General features: G+C 57.8%; 15 protein-coding genes and 3 pseudogenes. 6 read left to right on the top strand and 12 right to left on the bottom strand.

From position 1 onward, the window contains the following. Positions 1 to 36 precede the first annotated feature (36 nt). Complete coding sequence (locus F4X57_05455; protein ID MYC06599.1) at positions 37 to 222, bottom strand: hypothetical protein; 186 nt, start codon at positions 220 to 222, stop codon at positions 37 to 39. Positions 223 to 256: 34 nt separating this feature from the next. Beyond that, entirely contained in the window at positions 257 to 799 is a 543-nt protein-coding gene (locus F4X57_05450; protein ID MYC06598.1) for a Uma2 family endonuclease, read from the bottom strand. 159 nt (positions 800 to 958) lie between these two features. On the opposite strand from F4X57_05450, the gene proB reads away from it, so the two are divergent. The 6 genes from proB to F4X57_05420 all read left to right on the top strand — a co-directional run bounded on the left by proB (position 959) and on the right by F4X57_05420 (position 9,924). After that, positions 959 to 2,152 carry a glutamate 5-kinase gene (gene proB, locus F4X57_05445; GenBank protein ID MYC06597.1) on the top strand — a complete coding sequence of 398 codons (1,194 nt, stop codon included), beginning with the start codon at positions 959 to 961 and terminating at the stop codon, positions 2,150 to 2,152. A gap of 277 nt (positions 2,153 to 2,429) precedes the next feature. After that, positions 2,430 to 3,734 (top strand): glutamate-5-semialdehyde dehydrogenase, encoded by a 1,305-nt coding sequence (locus F4X57_05440; protein ID MYC06596.1) that lies wholly within the window; start codon positions 2,430 to 2,432, stop codon positions 3,732 to 3,734. A gap of 175 nt (positions 3,735 to 3,909) precedes the next feature. Next, entirely contained in the window at positions 3,910 to 4,224 is a 315-nt protein-coding gene (locus tag F4X57_05435; protein ID MYC06595.1) for a hypothetical protein, read from the top strand. Positions 4,225 to 4,234: 10 nt separating this feature from the next. Further along, the gene (locus tag F4X57_05430; GenBank protein ID MYC06594.1) at positions 4,235 to 4,801 is read left to right on the top strand and encodes a Uma2 family endonuclease; all 567 of its coding nucleotides are present in this window, start codon (positions 4,235 to 4,237) and stop codon (positions 4,799 to 4,801) included. A gap of 24 nt (positions 4,802 to 4,825) precedes the next feature. Continuing rightward, positions 4,826 to 5,986: an aminotransferase class V-fold PLP-dependent enzyme gene (locus F4X57_05425; protein MYC06593.1), complete on the top strand. Its 1,161-nt coding sequence runs from the start codon at positions 4,826 to 4,828 to the stop codon at positions 5,984 to 5,986. Further along, complete coding sequence (locus F4X57_05420) at positions 5,875 to 9,924, top strand: hypothetical protein (GenBank protein MYC06592.1); 4,050 nt, start codon at positions 5,875 to 5,877, stop codon at positions 9,922 to 9,924. Before F4X57_05425 ends, F4X57_05420 begins: the two co-directional genes overlap by 112 nt. Here the strand turns inward: F4X57_05420 and F4X57_05415 are convergent. The 10 genes and pseudogenes from F4X57_05415 to F4X57_05370 all read right to left on the bottom strand — a co-directional run bounded on the left by F4X57_05415 (position 9,921) and on the right by F4X57_05370 (position 19,826). Next, on the bottom strand, positions 9,921 to 11,042 hold the full coding sequence (locus F4X57_05415) for a DUF362 domain-containing protein (protein MYC06591.1): 1,122 nt from the start codon (positions 11,040 to 11,042) through the stop codon (positions 9,921 to 9,923). The genes F4X57_05420 and F4X57_05415 overlap by 4 nt on opposite strands. A gap of 119 nt (positions 11,043 to 11,161) precedes the next feature. Beyond that, positions 11,162 to 11,878: pseudogene (rpoD, locus tag F4X57_05410) on the bottom strand (RNA polymerase sigma factor RpoD). 462 nt (positions 11,879 to 12,340) lie between these two features. Further along, positions 12,341 to 12,694, bottom strand: a pseudogene (locus tag F4X57_05405) (hypothetical protein). Positions 12,695 to 12,954: 260 nt separating this feature from the next. Further along, entirely contained in the window at positions 12,955 to 14,814 is a 1,860-nt protein-coding gene (locus F4X57_05400; GenBank protein ID MYC06590.1) for a DNA primase, read from the bottom strand. Between the two features lie 70 nt (positions 14,815 to 14,884). Beyond that, positions 14,885 to 15,328, bottom strand: a complete 444-nt coding sequence (locus F4X57_05395) for a hypothetical protein (protein MYC06589.1) — start codon at positions 15,326 to 15,328, stop codon at positions 14,885 to 14,887. A 75-nt stretch (positions 15,329 to 15,403) separates the two neighbouring features. Further along, entirely contained in the window at positions 15,404 to 15,670 is a 267-nt protein-coding gene (locus F4X57_05390) for a hypothetical protein (protein MYC06588.1), read from the bottom strand. Beyond that, a complete protein-coding gene (locus F4X57_05385; protein ID MYC06587.1) occupies positions 15,670 to 16,926 on the bottom strand; it encodes a deoxyguanosinetriphosphate triphosphohydrolase in 1,257 nt (418 codons plus the stop codon). Before F4X57_05385 ends, F4X57_05390 begins: the two co-directional genes overlap by 1 nt. 887 nt (positions 16,927 to 17,813) lie before the next feature. Then, positions 17,814 to 17,924, bottom strand: a pseudogene (locus F4X57_05380) (energy transducer TonB). Between the two features lie 101 nt (positions 17,925 to 18,025). Beyond that, the gene (locus F4X57_05375; GenBank protein MYC06586.1) at positions 18,026 to 19,081 is read right to left on the bottom strand and encodes a HAMP domain-containing histidine kinase; all 1,056 of its coding nucleotides are present in this window, start codon (positions 19,079 to 19,081) and stop codon (positions 18,026 to 18,028) included. Continuing rightward, positions 19,041 to 19,826, bottom strand: coding sequence for a response regulator transcription factor (locus tag F4X57_05370; GenBank protein ID MYC06585.1), 786 nt, complete (start codon positions 19,824 to 19,826; stop codon positions 19,041 to 19,043). Before F4X57_05370 ends, F4X57_05375 begins: the two co-directional genes overlap by 41 nt. Between the last annotated feature and the right edge of the window lie 330 nt (positions 19,827 to 20,156).

Genomic DNA, 20,156 nt, shown 5'->3' with positions numbered 1-20,156 from the left:
CGGCTGTCGGATAGCAAGCCTCCTAGTGTGCAAAGGCTACTGACCTTGCAGGCGGCGTAACTGCTCGCCGAGACTGGCGTTTTCCGCCTCTGCGGCTAGTCGTGCTTGCCGTTCCGCTAGGCTAGTCTCGCGCTCCAAGTCTAGGCGCTCTTGCATTTGGCGCAAATCTTCGTGGGCGATTGTCAGTTCGTTGATGGTGCTTCCCGTATCAGGATCTAGCACGTCGAACTCGCCTTCGTGATAGTAGAAGTCTAGGTTAAGCAGCCGCGCTGTGCGATATTAGCGATCCGTCCTCGCCGATTTGGATGTCGATTGGCTGATACTCGCCATCGACTAGGCGCAAACCCTGCATCGGCCGCCCGTAGATGTCGCCGTCCGCCGGATCGAACAACCAGTATTCTTTGACGCCCATTTCTGCGTACAGGTCGCGCTTTGCGCCTAGATCGTTCTGGGCAGTGCTTGGCGAGCCGACTTCCATCACGAAGTCCGGCGCCTTGCCCGCCTCCCATAGCCAGTAGTTCGGCAAACGCCAACGTATCGCTTCCGCGTCCACATCGAACGATATGAAGTAGTCCGGCTGCACACGCCTATTGCCGTCCGACTTGTCGTAGGCAACATAGACCATGCCTGCGATAAACACATCCGCTAGCCCACCGTATCGCTGCCAGAGCAGTCCTTTGATTTGCATGAGGGCGGTTTCCCCCACGGCAGCGTCCTCGGCAATCTCCGGCTCTTCATAGAATATGTCGGGGAACGTCCTTGTCTTCCACTCATTTGGGATTGTCCGTGAATTCGCCATTATAAGGCTCCGAGTGTCACTTTCGGCTAGTCAGACTGTATTGTAACGGGTTCACCGTTAGGTTTCGCCGTTGTTATGCTGATATAATGGCACAGGGTTTCGGGTATCATGCCCTACCGCCGCGTACATCAACCGCAACAGACTGCTGCCGAGCCGACTATGCAGAACTCACACGATTCCACCGACACAACCATAGCCACAGCCAATTCAAAGACCGCCCACAGATGGAAGGGCTGCCCCGACAGCAGCCGTGTCGTCATCAAGGCGGGCACTGCGCTGCTGACCGGCGGCGGCGACAACATCGACATTGAAGTGATGGCGGCGCTAGTCGGACAGATTGCCCGGCTGCACGCTCGGAACAGCGATGTGCTGCTGGTGTCGTCGGGGGCGGTGGCAGCAGGACGGCGCGTGCTCGGTGTGTCCGCGGAGGGCGGCAATCTGCCGCTGAAGCAGGCGCTCGCCGCCGTCGGACAGGGACACCTGATGCACACCTACGAGCAGCTCTTCAGCTGGCAGGAAATCCCCATCGCGCAAGGGCTAATCTCGCAGCGCGACATATCCGACCGGCTGGGCTACATCAACATCCGCAACGCACTGATGGAACTCTCGCGGCGCAGGGTCGTGCCTATCATCAACGAGAACGATGTGGTCGCCATCGAAGAACTGTCCGGCGAGGTGTTCGGCGACAACGACAGGCTGTCCGCGCTCGTGGCGAATCTGGTCGATGCCGACCTGCTCATCATACTGGGCAGGGTTGATGGCTTATTCACTGCCGACCCGAATATCGATTCTAACGCGCGGATGATTCCGCTTGTTGAGCGAGTCACGCAGGAAGAGGTGGAACGGCTGGGAGGACCATCGCTCGACGCGCTGGGACGCGGCGGCATGCGCACGAAACTCCAGGCGGCGCAGCTCGCGGCGAGCTCCGGTGTCGATGTGTTCATCGCCAACGGCAAGACGCCGAACATCATTGAGCGCATAGTGGACGGGGAGCACCTCGGCACATTTTTCCCGGCGCGGCGCGGCAGGATGGAAAGCCGCAAGCGCTGGATGCTGAGCGGGCTGTCCATCAAGGGCGAAATCGGTGTCGATGGCGGCGCGGCGCGTGTATTGCAGCGGCGGCACGGCAGCCTGCTTCCGGCAGGTATCATAGCGGCGGACGGCACATTCCGACGCGGCGATCTCGTATCCATCGTAAACGACAACAGCGTGCAGATTGGCATGGGCATCACCAACTACAGCGCCGGCGAAGTCGCAGAAATAAAAGGCAAGCACTCACGACAAATAGCCGACATCCTAGGCGTCACCTACGGCGACGAAGTAGTCCACCGCAACAACATGGTTATTGTTTAGCTGCCCGTGTTGTGTAAGTGTAGGAGTATCTGCTTAAACTAGGTTCTGTGGACATTTGCGCAGATACGCTTATCATGTCGAACGCAGTGAGGAATCTAAAGCATGTCCCTGCGAAGGCAGGGGTCATTGTATATCAGCCTATTTTCGACTTTAGATTTCTCGCTTTCGCTCGAAATGACAAGCAAATTAGAGACATCGTCAAAATGCCCACAAAGCCTAGCAGAAAGAACAATTGAATCAAATATAAGCACAAACCTTTGGAATGCGGAGTTTTCCGATGCAGAGTACAGCGACAATCGAACGAACATCCGGCACGGCGAGCGATGAACTCGAAGTCAAGGGACTAGTGGCTCGCAAGGCGGCGCGCAGGCTGGCGACCATCAGCACGGAAGTGAAAAACGCCGCGCTGCACAATGTAGCCAACGGCTTGAAGGCGCGCGAAGAAGAGATACTAGCCGCCAACGAACTAGACATCGCCAATGGCAAGGCTCGCGGGCTGGAGGACTATTTCCTTGACCGTTTGCTGCTCACGCCTGACCGCTTGGAAGGCTTGGCGAACGATGTGCGAGGCGTCGCCGCGCTGCCTGACCCGATTGGCGAGATGATCGACATGCGCAATGTGCCGAACGGTATGAGCGTTGGCAAGCGGCGCGTGCCGCTAGGCGTCATCGGCGCGATCTACGAGAGCCGGCCGAATGTAACCATCGACATCAGCTCCCTGTGCTTGAAGTCGGGCAACGCCATCATCCTGCGCGGCGGCAGCGACGCCATAAACTCCAACACCGCGCTCGCGTCGCTGGTCAAGGATTCAATAGCGGATGCAGGAATTCCGGACGACGCGGTGCAAGTGATGGAGACGACCGACCGTGCCGTCGTCGGGCAGATGCTTACGGCGAAGGGCATCATTGACTTGCTCATTCCGCGCGGCAGTCAGGCGCTCATCAACCGCGTGGCGTCAGAGGCGACGATTCCGGCGATAACCGGCGGCGTCGGCGTGTGCCACACATACGTTGACTGCCAAGCAGACATAGACATGGCGTTGGACATCGTGAACAACGCCAAAGTATCGCGCCCCTCTGTGTGCAATGCGCTGGACACCGTGTTGGTGCACTCGGCGCAGGCGCAGTCGTTCCTGCCCGCGCTTGCGAAGCGTTGGGAAGATGCCGGCGTCGAGATGCGCTGCGACACGCGCGCGCTCAGCCTGCTCGGGTCGTCCGCCGGTTTGCGCGCGGTGCATGTTACCGAAGAAGATTGGAGCACGGAGCATCTGTCGCTGACGGCAGGTGTGCGCGTGGTGGACTCGCTGGACGAGGCGCTGGAGCACATCGAGATGTACGGCTCCGGCCATTCCGAGGCAATCGTAACCGACGACTACGCAGCCGCAATGCGCTTCCTAGACGAAGTGGACGCCGGCGCGGTATTCGTGAACGCATCCACGCGCTTCAACGACGGCGGGCAGTTCGGGTTAGGCGCAGAAGTCGCCATCAGCACTGACAAAATGCACGCTCGAGGACCAATGGGTCTGAAAGAACTGACATCGTACAAATGGACAGTGCTGGGCAGCGGACATATCCGAGGATAGTTATCTAGCCCCGTTCGCAATAGTCTCTTCCCCGCAAGAGAATGGCTAGGATGGGGACAATGAATTACAACGCCACCCATTTGACCGATGAGCAAATCGTTGAATATCCAATAAAAGCAGCATCCGATATGAGTGCAAGGGCAGACGTTCAAGGTAGGCAAGGTAGGGGATAACAGTGGCAGATTATGACTTCGTACGCGAGTGCCGCACACCGTTCTCGGAATGCTACACGGTGATCGAAGGCAACAGAAACGTCGGCAGGCTGGATGTGCACTTTGCCGATGTGATTGTACACGGCACATTGAGTGTCGATGAAAGCCTGACCGGCGAAGACGTCCACGAACTCATCGACATTTTGGACAGCGAACTGCTGGATTCCGCAGGCATCGTGCGGCAGGAAGTTATCATCCATGTGCACCAGGGACGAGACCTCGGCGTGTACAGCACCCGCGAATACGACAACAACGGCGGATTCCAGAATATGAGCTAGGAGGAGTGCGATGGTTTCAAAGACGCAGACACGCTTGACCGCCCAAGACTACTTCGACCTGCCGGAGTCCGACGAACGGTACGAACTCATAAACGGGGAGCTTTGCATGGCGCCAACGCCTATCCCAGAGCATCAGATTTTTCTGTATTACTTCACCAAAGTATTTGAAGAGTTCATCACGAGGCACAACCTAGGAAGGGTCATTATGTCGCCTCAGGATGTTCTGCTCGCTGACGATGTCGTGCTTCAGCCGGACATGATGTTCATTTCCAACGCGCGATTGAGCATAATCAAATGGGGAAAGTGCATCCAAGGCGCCCCCGATCTGGTGGTCGAGGTCTTGTCGCCGTCAACCACGCGGCATGACCGCACAGTGAAGCGAGAACTGTATGCAGGGCACGGCGTGCGCGAGTATTGGATAGCCGATATAGTCGCGAGAACGATAGAAGTCCATGTCGCGCAAGGCGGGGAATTTCTTCCTGCGGTAGTGTACGGCGAGGGCGATGTTGTGAAGTCGCCGCTGCTGCCAGACTTAGAAATCGATGTATCCGGCGTATTTGAGAGCGCAAGATTGTAGGAAATGTATATAGGAGAGGATAAAATGGCAGATTCCAACTGGGCAGAGATTTACAAGGAACTGGGCGCAACGCCGATAATCAACGCCATTGGCAGCGTTACGATGCTGGGCGGCTCAACGCCCGCGCCGGAAGTGCGCGAGGCGATGGACAAGGCGGATGCAGCATACATCCCGCTGATGGACTTGCAGGAGCGCGCGGGACAGGCGATTGCCGACATGGTGGATGTGCCAGCCGCGTACATCACATCGGGCGCGGGCTCCGCGCTCACGCTCGCCACGGCTGCGCTGATGGCGGGCGACGACGACGACAAGATTCAGCAGCTGCCCGACACCACCGGCATGAAGAACGAAATCCTCATCCAGCGGCGGCAGCGATATATGCAGCACTACTGGTACGACCGCTGTCTTGAACTCGCCGGCGCGAAACTTGTGGACTTCGGCTCTGATGAGCAGACGACGCGCGAAGATTTGGAGAACGCCATTGGACCCAACACTGCGGGCGTGCATTACTATGCCGTCGAGCAGTCGCCGGACCCGCAGGCGTTGTCTTTGGAAGACACCATCGAGATAGCGCACGCGCACGGCGTGCCGGTAACCGTGGACGCGGCGGGGCAGATATACCCGCTGGAAAACTTCGGCAAATATGTGCGGATGGGCGCCGACTTCCAGTGCATCGCGGCAAAGTACATGGGCGCGCCGCAGTCTGTCGGGCTTGCGCTCGGCACTGAGGACATGATTCGCAAACTCAGCTATCAGGCATTCGCCTCTTACGAGGGCAGGCGAGTGCGCGGCGTGGGCAGGCCGCAGAAGATTGACCGCCAGGAGATGATTGGCGCGGTCGCCGCCACGCGCCGCTGGATGACAATGAACCACGAAGAGCGTCTCGCCATCACCGAGAGCAGGACGCAGACCATAATCGACGCTCTGCAAGGCATCGACGGCGTGAGTGCGGTGATGCTGGACAACATCATCGGCCATCAGCCGTTCGGACTAGACCTGCGCGTTGACCCAGCCGTAACCGGCATGACCGTGCAGGAAGTCGTGGACAAGCTAAAGGCAGGCGACCCGCCGATATGGACGCGCGTCCGAGACTGGGAAGACTGCATCACCATTCACACCTTCGGCCTAAACGAAGGCGAAGAGCATGTGGTCGGAGAGAGGATAGCTGCGCTGTTCAACAAGTAGAGATAAGTTTGCCAGTTAAGCGGTGTTCCGGTACGTCAGTTCGTCTGGTCGTAATCGTCCTTGCGGTCGTGGGCGCGCTGTTCGCGCAGGCGAACGGCGGGACTGCCGGCGCGCAGCCCGACACGTATGCGCCACCCGCGCATTACGTAGATGACTGCGTCGATCCTGTGTATCCCATTCCATTCTTGCTTGCCGGCTCGACCATCGAGGGAAAGTGGAATGATGGATGTCTCTCCGGGAACAGACCTGTCGATGCGGACAGACCCAGCGATGGCGACTACTACGCTCGCTACCATCCCTTCAGCCTGAGCCGCACAACGGAGGTGGTGATAACGCTGGAATCGTCAACGGACACATATTTGTATCTGCTAAGCGGCGCAGGCAAGGACGGTGAGGCGCTGCGCAAGAATGACGACATCGATAGGGGAAATCTGAACTCGCGCATAGAAGCGACGCTTGATGCCGGCGTGTACACGATAGAGGCGACGACCTATGATCCGGCTGCGGGTATCGGAGAACTCTTCATGCTCACGCTGGAATTCACGGCCGACGACCCGGGGATACCCGTGCCGCCCGGCGCAAACCTCTTGGACTTTGAGGTGCTGGTCGCGCTCTACTACGCCACTAACGGCGACGACTGGCACAACAATGAGAACTGGCTGAGCGACAGGCCGCTGCGCGAGTGGCATGGCGTGCATGTGGATGCAGACGGGCGGGTTGTCGTATTATCGCTTGGGCACAACGAACTCGTGGGTACGATACCGCCTGAGTTGGGGAATCTCAGCCACCTGCAATATCTGGTGTTGGGGAACAACCGGATTAGCGGCGAAATACCGCCCGAGTTGGGGAATCTCAGCCACCTGCGAGAACTGGCGTTGGGATACAACCGGATTAGCGGTGAAATACCGCCTGAGTTGGGCAGGCTTGCCAACCTGAATTCGTTATGGCTTGAAGGGAACGAGCTCACCGGCGGCATTCCGTCCGAGCTAACGGAAATCCATAACCCGAAAGGCTTGTTTCTGAGTCATAACTACCTTACGGGTGAGATTCCGTCCGAACTGAGTCTTCTCGGCAGTCTGGTATATCTGGAGTTGGAATTCAACCAACTGACCGGGCCCGTCCCGCCGGAGTTGGGAAATCTCACCTATCTGAACTCCCTGATACTGAACGACAATTCATTGTCGGGTCAGTTGCCGCAGAGCCTGACCAACTTGCGGTATTTGCAGACTCTGCATTTTCACGATAACGCCGGGCTTTGCGCACCGGACGACGCCGAATTTCAGGACTGGACGCTGACCGTCCCCAACTTCACGGGTGATACATGCGACGAGCCTCCGGTGGTAGATGACTGCGTCGAAACACTGAGCGCAGACGGCACTATCAGCGGCGTGTGGACTGACGCCTGCCTATCCGACAACAGACCTGCAGACGACAAAAGACCGAGAGGTGGCGACTACTACGCGCGATACTATACTTTTCGCCTAGTCGAACGCTCGGATGTAACGATAACGCTGGAATCGGAAACCGACACATACTTGTATGTGCTGAACGGGGCGGGCGCCGGCGGAAATGCGCTGCACTCGAACGACGACATAGACTATGCCGCCGGCGACTCGAACTCACGCATCGAGGTTCCGCTGCAAACCGGGGAATACACGATAGAAGCGACGACCTACGATTCGGACGCAGGAGGCAGATTCACGCTGACGGTGAGCGGCATAGATGCGCCGCCAACGCCCCCGGATCCTACGCCGCTGCCTTCTGCCGATGCCGACCGCGCCGCGCTGGTCGCGCTCTACAACGCCACGAACGGCGACGACTGGCGCGCCAACACGAACTGGCTGACCGACGCGCCGCTGAACCAATGGTACGGTGTGCGAACGAACAGCGAAGGGCGCGCTACCGAATTGAGGATTGGATGGAATAATCTGATGGGGCAATTGCCGTCCGAGTTGGGTAATCTGCGCGATTTGCGAGAATTGTGGCTGAACAATAACAGTCTGTCCGGCGAAATACCTCCGGAGTTGGGCAATCTGACAGATCTAGAGGCACTGGATTTTGGGGATAATAAATTGACAGGCGCGATACCAGTAGAGATGGGCGACATGGTCAATTTGACCTGGCTTAGCGTGGGAAGCAATCAGTTGACGGGGAAGGTACCGGATGAACTAGGCAACCTCGTAAATCTCAAGCACCTAATTCTTCATGCCAATCAGTTGATGGGAGAACTGCCGGAAAGCCTGACATCTTTTAATCAACTTATAGAGTTTCGCTTCGATAGCAACTCCGGTCTGTGCGCTCCGGACAGTACCGAGTTTCAGGAATGGCTGCAATCAATTGCTACGGTCGTAGGCATCAATTGCTCCGACAACTATGGATGGTCTCACAGGCCCGTGTTTGACGGTGGAATTGACTTAGGAGTTACTTACATAGAGCGGCTACCACGCTACCCAAGTTACATGGTTACTTACTTCGCAAACCAGTATGAATGTCCGTATCCATTCGACGAACCTAGAGGTCCGATAGTATGTCCTGAGCAGGACAATGTGAAACGATGGCCGGATGCAGGCGAAACGGTTGACCTGAGGGCGCATATATGGAACTTTGGCGATACGGCGTCGGGTCCGTTCAATTATCGTTGGCTGTTGGGCGAGATAGTTGTATCCACGGGACGGCATGAAGGGCTGGAGACGGGCGGAAGTGCCGAAATCCCGCTCTCGATGCGGTGGCCAGGCAGTGGAAGCAACCCGACCGTTACATTCGAGATAGACCCTGATGACAGCGTTCTTGAGTTGCTGGAAAACAACAACACGCTTGTTGACTGGATAAAGGGGTACACTCTGGGGTTTTACTTCACTCCCGTTGCCTACGAATCTCTCAGATTATCCAATGAACCCGGTCAGGCGATCCAGTCGCCAGAGCATTGGATACACGGTAACGTATCTCGCCTGAATGAGCTGTTAGCCGAAGCGGGTCTTGATGAGCGTGTTCGGGCTGAACTTTTCCATATATCGGAAGATCGCAACTTAGCCTCCAGCCATAACTTGCGCCGTTACATGGACGGCTGGTGGGGTACTATCGATAACGAAGGTTCGTTCTTCACTCTTGACGGTTATCAGAACCGTCCGGAAATCGATTGGGGATTGCTCCACGAACTGCTGCATCAACTCGGTACTATTGACCTCTATCAAATGCGCCCAGGACCACAAAACATCTTGCTTAGGGACGCCAATAGACCCGGCTACAAGGCTGGATGTGGCGAAGATTACTGGACCCATGAATGGATCTGTTATGAGTTTCCCAAGGGAATTGGTGACATCATGTCAGGTTCCCCTGATCAAATAGTCGGCGCGCACACTGCCGGCGGTTTGCGTAGCAACACGGGCCATAGGCGCGGCTTCTATGGCGAATACCTGTACGACACGCCGCAAACCACATCCGTCAGGGTGCTGGATTCGGACGGCAGCCCGACGCCTGATGTGTCCCTGCGCTTCTATCAGTATGAACTACAGCCGGAAGGGCATATCTTGGACGCTACGCCGGAGTTCACGCTGACTACCGACACCTCCGGTGTCGCCGTGCTGCCGAATCTAGGAATCACCGGCATCGTTACGGCGACGGGGCATCAGCTCAAGCCTAACCCATTCGGGCATATCGACGTGGTCGGGACGAACGGCTTGTTCATCATTGAGATGGAGGGTGCGGCTTGCACTAACTATGAATGGCTGACGATAGTTGACTTGAACCTGGCATACTGGAACGGACAGACCGGAAGCGCGCTGTTCGATAGGACGTTTCGCTGCCCGCCGCCTAGCGGCTCTGGCATGCCAAGCGGCATTCCCGCCGACGCCGGTATAGAGCATCGAATGCCGCCGACATATTCGCCGTACACGCAGTTCGCGCCTCAGACGGACTCGCGTTCAACGCCTGCGCGCTAGTAACTCTGGAACAGCCTGCCCCACTCCGTCCGCATCGCGGCTTCAACTCGCTTTTTGCCGATTAGGGGCAGCCAGTAGCCGTTGTGGTACAGGTTGGAGGCGGCGATGGCTAGGTTGACGAGCGGCGAGCGCGCTATGGCGTTCTCCAGAGGCTTGAACGGTCCCCAATAGACCGACTTCTGGCCGCTGCTGAAGAGCGTGTTTTCGCCGCTGCTGAATCCCCAGTCCACGCTCGATATGTCCGCGCCCACGATCTCGATCTCGCGCATATCGCCGCATCCCAGCCCTTTTTCGTGCGCCAGCCGTATGAACTCAATGCCGAGTGGATCAAAGCCCATCATCTTGGCGGAAACGGCGTCGATAGCGACCTGATCCGCGCTCGCGAGTATCACATTCTTCGCGTGCCACCGCATCGCTCTGGGACCAGGGCCGTCGCCGGCGAATGTGCCGTCGGTCACGGCGAAAATGCCCGGGTGAATCTGCCTCTGTATCTGCAGCAGGTCAACCAGCGTCTCGTGAATAGCGGAGTGCGTCCAGTGGCGATTGTGGTTCAGCAGCCCGCCGAATGCGTTCTTCATCGCTCCGGTAATGGTCGTGAACACATGCGTCTTCATCGTGGGCAGGTGCAGCACGTTCTTGCCGATGAAGTCCGCCGGAATCTGAAAGCCGTTCGGATAGATGCGGTCGAGCGCGAGCATTCTATCCTGCGGCTGAAAATCGACCCAGTTCGCGTCTTCGAGATACAGCGCGTCCAAGTCGTGCAGCCGCTCGACGGTCTTGTGCTTGTTCCTGACCGCGCCTTCTTTCGCGTCCACGACCACCGTGCCGTTGTGCGCCGGAATCAGGCGGTCGTATCCATCGGCTCTCAGCGCGCGTATTGCGCCGTCCAACTGCCAAGGTGCCGTGGAGCAAGCCGGGTAGTAGTGCTGCCAAGATATATTGATTTTCAGCAGCGTGGCGTAGTCTTTGGGCAGTGCCCGCTCGTAGCCCGCGAGCCGCATCGCTGCGCCGATGTCGTCTAGCACAGTCTCAGGTGTCGTATGCACCACCGCGACTGTGGGCGTTGTGCGTGCTGCGTCCGGCTGTGGCGCTGGCTTAGGTTGTGTTAGGGTTGTCATTCGCACTCTTCTTATCGTGGATATTCGTTCCCCCATCCTAATCTGAAGGGACTGGGTTGCGGGAATATCCATTAGATTGACTTATTCATAAGTCTGTATGCAGGGGCTGGATAGAAGGCCTACTCAAGGAAGTCCCGCAGCTTCTTCGACCTGTTCGGATGCCGCAACTTCCGCAGCGCCTTCGCCTCAATCTGACGGATGCGCTCGCGGGTAACGCCGAAATCTCTGCCGACTTCTTCTAGCGTGCGGCTGCGGCCGTCTTCTAAGCCGAATCGCAGTTGCAGCACGCGCGCCTCGCGCTCGCCCAGCGTTTGCAGCACATCATCGACCTGCTCTTTGAGAAGCTGATATGACGCCGCTTCCGCCGGCGCGAGCGCGCTGCGGTCTTCGATGAAGTCGCCGAGATGGCTGTCCTCTTCCTCGCCGATTGGCGTTTCGAGCGATACAGGCTCTTGCGAGATTTTCAGGATTTCGCGCACTCGCTCGGGCGTAACATCCATGCCGGAGCCAATCTCTTCGCTGGTCGGCTCTCGGCCGTATTCCTGCACGAGGCGGCGGCTGACGCGCAGCAGCTTGTTGATGGTCTCGACCATGTGCACGGGTATGCGGATGGTGCGCGCCTGGTCCGCGATCGCGCGCGTTATCGCCTGTCGAATCCACCATGTCGCATAAGTGCTGAACTTGTAACCCTTGCGATAGTCGAACTTTTCGACCGCGCGTATAAGGCCGATGTTGCCTTCCTGAATTAGGTCCAGCAGCGACATGCCCCTGCCGATGTACTTCTTGGCGACGCTGACCACAAGGCGCAGATTTGCCTCGGCTAGGTGGCGTTGCGCGCGCCTGCCGGCGACCTTTGTGCGGCTGATATGCCGCGTGAAGGCGAGTTCGTATGTCTCGATTTGCTTGTAATAGCCCGGCGTTTCGCCCAGCGTACTGAGCTGGCTTATGGTCGGCGAGACCTCGAAAATGTCGTGAATCTCGTCTGGTAGCAGGCGGCTGTTCAACGAAAGTTCACGAATTTCCTCTTTGACATCGTCCGGTTCGCGGTTGAGGATTTCGGCGATGAAGTTGAGCATTTCCTCGCCCAATTCGCCGTCGAGACATTCGGTCAGTGCTTCGTCGGTGAGCATCTGGTAGAGGGTTGAGGGCTTGGGGAGATTATAGTAGCGGCAGAACGCGCCGAGAAGTGGTTCGGATGCGGCGACGTTTATCATGAACTGGTGGATGGTCTGCCAAGCGCGGGGACGCCTGCTGAGAAGGGATTGCAGTTCCGCTTCGACCTTCTCGATGTGCTTCCACTCTTCCATTTCGCGGGCGAGCTTGCGCTCATCGGCGGCTTTGAGCAAGCCGACCCTGCCGATTTCGCGTAGATACATGCGAACCGGATCGTCGATGATGTCAACGTTTTCCAGCTTCTTGACCCACTCGCTGTCAATGTCCGGCTCGTCGGATTCCTTCTCTTCATCGTCGTCGTAGCTCGCGCCGTTGCGGTCAGATGCGCCGTTGCGTCCGGATAGGATAATCTCAGGCTCTCCCATCCGGTATCCGTCTTCCCGCGATTTGCTAGTCTGGATGAGGTCTCCGGTCGATACGCCTTGTGGTATGCCCATCACCATATCGTCAATGCCGTCGCCGTCCAAGTTCGCGTTCATATACTTATCGCCCCCAATCGCTTCAAAAAGGTTTCGTTCCGTTGCCGCCGTTGCGCTCGCCGCCGCACCGTTATGCTTCCGGCCCGCTATGCATCCGGGATAACTCATCCCAGCCCTTACAGTGGCACATCGGGCCGCTGCCTCCCCACCCCAGGGAATACGAGGCGAGCGCATATTTGTTTCCGTTAGTCTTGCCTATTGGATTTCGTCTGTCCGTGTTCACCCGCTCTTGACTAAATTTTCCGCTTAATAATCCGGTGTCATCGTATTTCGGTCGCCCGTATGCCCTCGTTCAGGCTGGTGATTTGCGCCGCGAGTTCGCGCGGTGGCGGTGTCGCGTTGTCGATGGTGGCTAGCAGCGTCTGCTGAAGTTCGAGCAGGTGCCGCCGCTTAAGACTTTGCAGACACTGGCGCAATGCGTCTCGCGCGCGTTCGGAACGAGGGCCGTCGGAAGGCGCGATGTCCGCTGCCAGCAGCGACTGCATGTGCGCCAGCAGCGTGTCGTCCAGCGCGTCCTGCAGTTCGACGATGTCCGCGCACAACTGCCATCGCGCGAATATCTCGCGGTTCGCGCTGCTGCTGAGGTACTCGGACGAGAATTCGTCCAGATATTCGCGCAGCTGCGGGAAGTTCAGCAGCAAGCCTAGCATATAGTCTTCGCGGGTGTTCTCGCGGTTGCTGTCTAACGCAGATGCAGTGATTTGCTGCTGACTTGACGATCGTGCGGGCTGTGCGGATTGTGCGTCGTATTGGCGGCGCTGCTGACGGGCGCTTGCCTGCATCGTTCGCGGCAGACCGGCTTTCAGCGCGTCAAGCGTGATGCCGAGCGTGTCCGCGAGATCTTGCATATAGCGCTGCTGGTCAAACGGGTTCTGCGTTGCCGCGATGAGCGGGTATATCGCCTCGACGACTTGACTCTTGCCCTGCCCTGTGCCGGTGTCGAAGCGTGCCGCAATCGCCGGTATGAGGTAACTCATCAGCGGCGGCGCTTCAGTTGTCAGGCGCTCCCACTCTGCGGGATCATGGCGGATCAGCTCGTCCGGGTCTTTGCCTTCAGGCAACGCGGCTATGCTCAGGGTGATGGCTTCGCGCTGCTGCATGACGCTGTGCGACCTGCCACGCGACGCGGACTGCACGCCTATCACCTGCCACGACGATTCGAGACTGCGCAGTGTTGCTTCCTGCCCGGCGTTGTCCGGGTCTAGCGCGAGCACAAAATTGGTCGCCAGCGATTTCAGCTGAGCGACCTGATTTTCCGTGAGCGCGGTACCCATAGACGCGACGACATTGTGATAGCCGTGCTGGTGGGCGGCGATGACATCCATATAGCCTTCGACGACGATGCCGGTGTTGGACTCGCGGATCGCGTCCTTCGCGCGGTGGATGCCGTAGAGCATGCTGCGTTTGTCGAATATGGGCGTGCTGGAAGTATTGATGTATTTCGGATTGTAGCCGGGCGCGTCCGGCGGCGGCTCGCTGAGCTGGCGTCCGCCAAAGCCGCTGACTTTGCCCTGCCTGTCGTGAATCGGGAACATCAGCCTGTCGCGGAAAAAGTCCCATGCCCTTCCCGATTCGTCATTGCGGTAGATAAGTCCTGATTCGACGGCGAACTGCTCCGGTACTCCAAAGCCGTTCAAGTAATTCTTCAGCCCGTCCCAGCTGTCGGGCGAGTAGCCGAGTTGGAAGGCATCGATCATCTGCGCGTTGACGCCGCGTCGCTTCAGATATTCCATCGCCGCCGCGCCTTCAGGAGCGCGTAACCGTTCCTGATACCATGTTGTCGCGAGCTGGTTGACGCGGTGGAGTTTGCTGCGATGGTCGTTCTCCTGCTTGCTATTCGGCGAGAGTTCGACGCCTGCGCGCTGCGCGAGGATGCGCAATGCCTCAGGAAACTCGACATTCTGATGCCGCATAACAAACGAAAAGGCGTCTCCCCCTGTGGAGCACGCCCCAAAGCAATGCCAACTCTGCCTCTCCGGATTGACCACGAAAGACGGCGTCCTCTCGGCATGAAACGGGCAGGGCGCCTTGAAGTTTCGGCCCGCCTTCTGCAGCGTGACATAGCCGGACACCACATCAACGATGTCCAATCGGGCGCGTATGTCGTCAACAACTGTCATGGTTTTGGTCTTCCGATTGGTTGGTCATGTCTTTCACTCTTTCGGTCAGCTTATTCGCTACTCGCGCATCTCAACTCGTGGTTCCTGTGGTGGCAGAATCCAGAATTTCATCCAGTTCGGCAGCGCAGCAATGTTCTCCGGGCGGCGGCGGGCTGTCAGCCGCAGGGTCGTGAGACTGGGAGTAGGCGTATTCGGCGAGCCTGGTCAGCGGCTCGCGGATGCTTTGGAGATGCCACGCCATATGTTCAATTGCCGCGCGCATGTCCACGAAAGAATCGCCGACAGATTCCCAGTCGTGGGAGGTCTTGAGCATATTGTGCAGATGGTCGGTGAACTCCTTCTGGGCACCCCATAGATCGCCGAGGTCGGTGCTGACGCTGGCGAGTTCGGCGTCCAGAGAGTCGGGCAAGCCGAGTTCGCGCAGGCGGATGACGACATTGTGTGCCATGACCGCGGTGCGACGCGCCTGATTCAGGTCGGCTTCCATTTCGGTTGCGGCGGAGTTCTGGTTCAAGGTTTTCTCTTTCTGCTATGACGGGCTGCGATGACTTTGCGCGTATAGGAGTGTGCAGGACGGGTAGGATGTCTGCTATTCGGTGCCGATGGCGGCGTAGTGCGATAGGTACATCATCCACGGTTCGCGTATCAATTCCAAGGCGCTTTGCTGCGGCGTTTCGCTCATCTCGTTTATGTTCTCGAACGTCACCCTCCAGATATTGTCAACCTCGCTCTTCCACGGCGCATATTCCACGCCGTGCGCGTCTCGCTGCATGGCTTCGAGATGTTCGCGGATTCGCTTGATGTGCAGCTGCGCAGTTCGCAGGCGGACACGGTCGGCAGGGCTGATGTCGTTCATTATAGCAATCTTTCGGAGAATGTCTTGGCGATGCCGGGCGACAGCTTCTCGGCGAGCCGTATGGCGTAGTTGTCGGTCATGCCGGACACATAGTCCACAACCGCTTCTTCCGGCGAGCGGCTGCGCTGTGCGTATTCCGGCGGGATTTTGTGATTGAGTTCGCTGAAATAGCCGTGCAAAAAGCGCACGATACGCCGCGCGGCATAGCCCTCCGGCGTGTCGTCAGTGGGCAGATACACCGTGTTGAACATAAACTCGCGCAGTTCCATAAACGCGCCGCGCACTTCTTCGCCCATGGTGATGGCTGGTCTATTGGGGTTTGGGGAAGTAATGCTCTCCGCGTGCTTGGGCAGCGATCCATTTACACTGGCAATTGCGGCATTTCTATCAACGGCGTCCGCATCTGTGCCACTGTCGTATGCGTCGTCGTCTATAGTTGAGTCGCATGACATCCCCGTGGCGTCCCAAGAATGTTCGATGATGTCGCATACGACGGTGTCGATGCGCTGGGAGTGGTGCTTGCCGAGTGTGGCGGCTACGGATGCGGGAAGGTCGGCGGGAGAAATGATGCCTGCGCGGAAAGCGTCGGCGAGATCGTGGTTGAGATAGGCAACGGCATCGGAGATTCGCACGACTTGCGCTTCGAGCGTGAGGTCTTCGTCGAGCGCCGCTATAAAATCGCCGCGCGGCTTGGAATGCCTGAGAATGCCTTGTCGGACTTCGTGCGTAAGGTTAAGCCCGTGCCCGTCTCGTTCTACACGCTCCACGATGTTAAGACTTTGCTGGTTGTGTCGGAAGCCACCGGGCAGAAGCTTGTCCAGCTCGTCTTCACCGATATGCCCAAACGGTGTGTGCCCAAGGTCGTGCCCAAGCCCTATCGCTTCGGCGAGGTCTTCGTTGAGATTGAGCGCGCGCGCAATGGTGCGCGCAATCTGGCTGACTTCAAGAGTGTGGGTAAGGCGGGTAACATAGTGGTCGCCCAATGGCGCGATGAAGACTTGCGTCTTATGCTTGAGCCTGCGGAACGCCTTGCAGTGGAGGATGCGGTCTCGGTCGCGCTGGTATTCGGTGCGGACATCGGATGGAGGCTCGGGGATGGCGCGTCCGGCTGATTGGCTGGACTGCGCCGCAAACGGGGACAGGTATCGCTCGCGCGCTTCGAGTCGCAGACGGACGCTGGATCGCCCCTTCGCTTTATGCGAAATACCGTCATCTTGCGTGACGCTGCCCTCTAATGCCATTTGCGTACCAACCAATGCCATCTACAAGCAAACGCAGCGCACACGCTGCGACCATGAAAAACACCTAAATACCAGTATAGCATACAATTGATAGTCTGAGTTAGCGCGGTTGTGCTGAGACGAATTCACAAATCCCTAATGTTGTCATTCCGCGCTGTTTTTGTCATTCCGAACCTACTCCCATGTCATTCCGAACGCAGTGAGGAATCTGAAATCGTTGCATGCAAACCTGTTTCCGACTTTAGATTTCTCGCCTCGCTCGAAATGACAAGAGTAAATTGCAAATGACAGGTATAAATTGCATTTATGAAATCGCCCGCCACGGCAGCCGGTGGTTTCTGAATGACTACGGGGCTAATTTGACAGGATAGGGACAAAATGCCCGCCTACTGCTCCCTGTATATTACCGCTACCAGCGCGTTTAGTTCTTCGCCGTCGGCGCTGATGCCCTGTACTTCGATTAGGTTAGGTCCCGGTTCTAGCGTTATGGTGGTGGAGAATACGCCGGATATGTCCACCGGTACCGCCACGCCCTTGACTGTTATGACTGTGCCTGCCGTCGTGCGGCCGATAAGCGGGATGGTTGGGTGCGTTACGAAGCTCTGGTCTTCCGGTTGCGTAACTATCAGGAAGAACGGCTGCGGCGGCAATATCAGCGATATGACCGATACGCTGGCGCTCTCAGTCGCGCCGTCCGGCGTTTTCGCATCGACCGTGATGGTGTTGAAGCCGGGCGACAAATCTATCATCTGCCTGAACCTGCCGCCTTCGTCAACTTCGACCGGCTCGCGGTTGACCTGTACGGCGGCGTCCGGACGCGCGTAGCCGTGTACGACAACGCTGTCCGCGCGCACCGCCGTGTTGTCCTCAGGTCCCTGCAAGTCCAGCAAGCCTTCGATGACGGGCGTCGGCGTGGCTGTCGGCAGCGGCGTGCTGGTGGGTGGTGGCGTGGGTGTAGGAGCCGGTGTTGCTGTTGGCTGCGGCGTTGGTGTTATCGTAGGTACGGGCGTCGGCGCGATTCTCGGCACGGGCGTTATGCACGCGGACAGCGCCAACAGCGCGAGCGCGAGCAGCATCAGCGCGACGATTGCGTGAACTGTACGACCTGTCGGCTTCAAGAAATCTCTCCGGCAGTCGCACTCACGGACGCAGGCTGATGAGATGGCAGGGTCAGCACGAAAGTCGTATGGTCGTCGGACCCCGAAGATGTATCGCTTTCGATGGTCAAGTCGCCACCGTAGCCGATAGACAGCGTGTACGCGATGTACAGCCCCAATCCGGAGCTTGTCTTCTCCTCACGGCGCGCGACCGCGGGCGTCCAGCCGCGATCGAATACATGCGGGCGGTAGTGTGCCGACACGCCTTCGCCGTCGTCCCAGACATGGATGCTGAAGCGGTCATCCTCTCGCGTCAGCCAGACATGGACTTGCGAATCGGCGAATCGAACGGCGTTGTCCACGAGGTTCGTAACGATATGCTCGATTGCCGCGCTGTCCGAGTACACGATGCCGAATTCGGGCGGCTCTGCCCACCAACTTATGCTCTTGTTCGCCTCGCCTGCGACGAGATTGTAGCGGTCTATGATGCGGCGCACGACTTCCGGCACCTCGACCGGCTGCGGCTCGAGCGAAGCGTTGGGCGCTTCCAGCTGGATGAGAACGCGGATGTTGGACATCATCAGGCGGAAATTGGGCGCTTGCATCTCTATCTCGTCCAGCAGCTCGGTTACCTCCTCAATGTCGATATGACCGTTCGCGCCGTTCTCGGCTGCGCGTAGGTATGCTCGCAACTCGCGTTCCTTGCCCAGTATGCGGCGGAGCGGTCTGCCTAGATCGTGGTCGAACAGCTCGAAGTACTGTTGCGTGACGCTGCCCCAGTCTTGCATGTCGCGCTGGGACTGTTCGCTTGGGCGGCGCAACGCCTGAGGCAGTGCGAAGGCGAACAGAAGGACCGCCAAACCGAGCGCGAGCAGTGCCGCCCCGACGTAGGTGAGCGGCTCCACGCCCCATATGCTGGCGAACAACGCTTCGCCGATGATGGGGGCGAGCACGAAGCACGCGATTGCTGCGGCGAGAATCAGAAGCCCCGTGAACTTCGCTATTGCTAGTGCTGGGATGTGGCGCAGCATGTCATTCGGGCGGCGCGAGGCGATAGCCCCTGTCGCGTACATTGATGATGAGGTCGCTCGCGCCGAAGCGCACGCCCATCGCGTTGCCGATAGCGACCTTGATTTCGCGGATGCGCACGCGGATAGACGCGCGCGGATCTTCGCCTTCGGTGTATCGCATCAGTTTGGCGAACGGCACGACTTCACCGGGGCTGCTATACCAAGTCGATGCGAGTTCCTGCAGGATGTCGAAGCGCAAGCCATGTAGCTCCGTTACCGGCGTGGCGCTGTCCTCGTCGTGCACATACACAACCTCGTTCGCGTTGTCGATGGAAATACGGTCGCCTATGCGTATCGTGTCCGGCGTCGTGCCCATCAGACGGCGCAGCCTCATGACGACCTCTTCCGGGCTTGCAAACTTGTCGATGAAGTCCACCTGCGCGTCCCACTTCAGCGTGCCGCGTACAGCGATTTCCCTGTCGGGCCCCTTCCAATACTGCGTGAACATCAGCACCGGCAATTGCGGGTGATGCTCAACTATCTTCTGCAAGATAGCCAAGCCCTTGAACCTATCCGAGCCGTGCTCGCCGAAACGCACGTCCAGAACGACGCCGTCCGGTCGGTCTTCTTCAATGGCGTAGAGCGCTTCCGCCTCGAAGTCGTCACCTGACACGATAAAGTCGAATGGCACGACGACATTAGTGCGCCAGCCCTCCTCGTCCAAGCGCTTGCGGACGCTGCGCACGACTTTGGAGTCCCACTCATCATCCACGATGAGGATGCTACGCTGAAGTCTTGACTCTGTCATACCGAATATCCTCGGCTACAAAAGCAGTCTATCCAGACATTATAACCATTTCATTATAGCGTTTTAAGGGGTTGAAGTATTACTTGAGACGATTTCATAAATCCTTAATGTTGTCATTCCGCGCTGTTCTTGTCATTCCGAACGCAGTTAGGAATCTGAAATCGTTGCCTGCAAACCTGTTTCCGACTTTAGATTTCTCGCTTCGCTCGAAATGACAGGCATAAACTGCATCTGTGAAATCGTCTCGTATTACTTGGCGCGATTTCCTACTTCAATGGGCAAGATAATCAGGTTGGGATGGGGTGCTTGATTTAGCATCTGCAGATTGTG

This window comes from Chloroflexota bacterium, from assembly GCA_009840355.1.
Taxonomy (GTDB): Bacteria; Chloroflexota; Dehalococcoidia; order Lucifugimonadales; family JADFKI01; genus Bin90.
The sequence above is the reverse complement of the archived record's forward strand: the minus strand, read 5'-3'. Positions and strand labels throughout refer to the sequence as shown.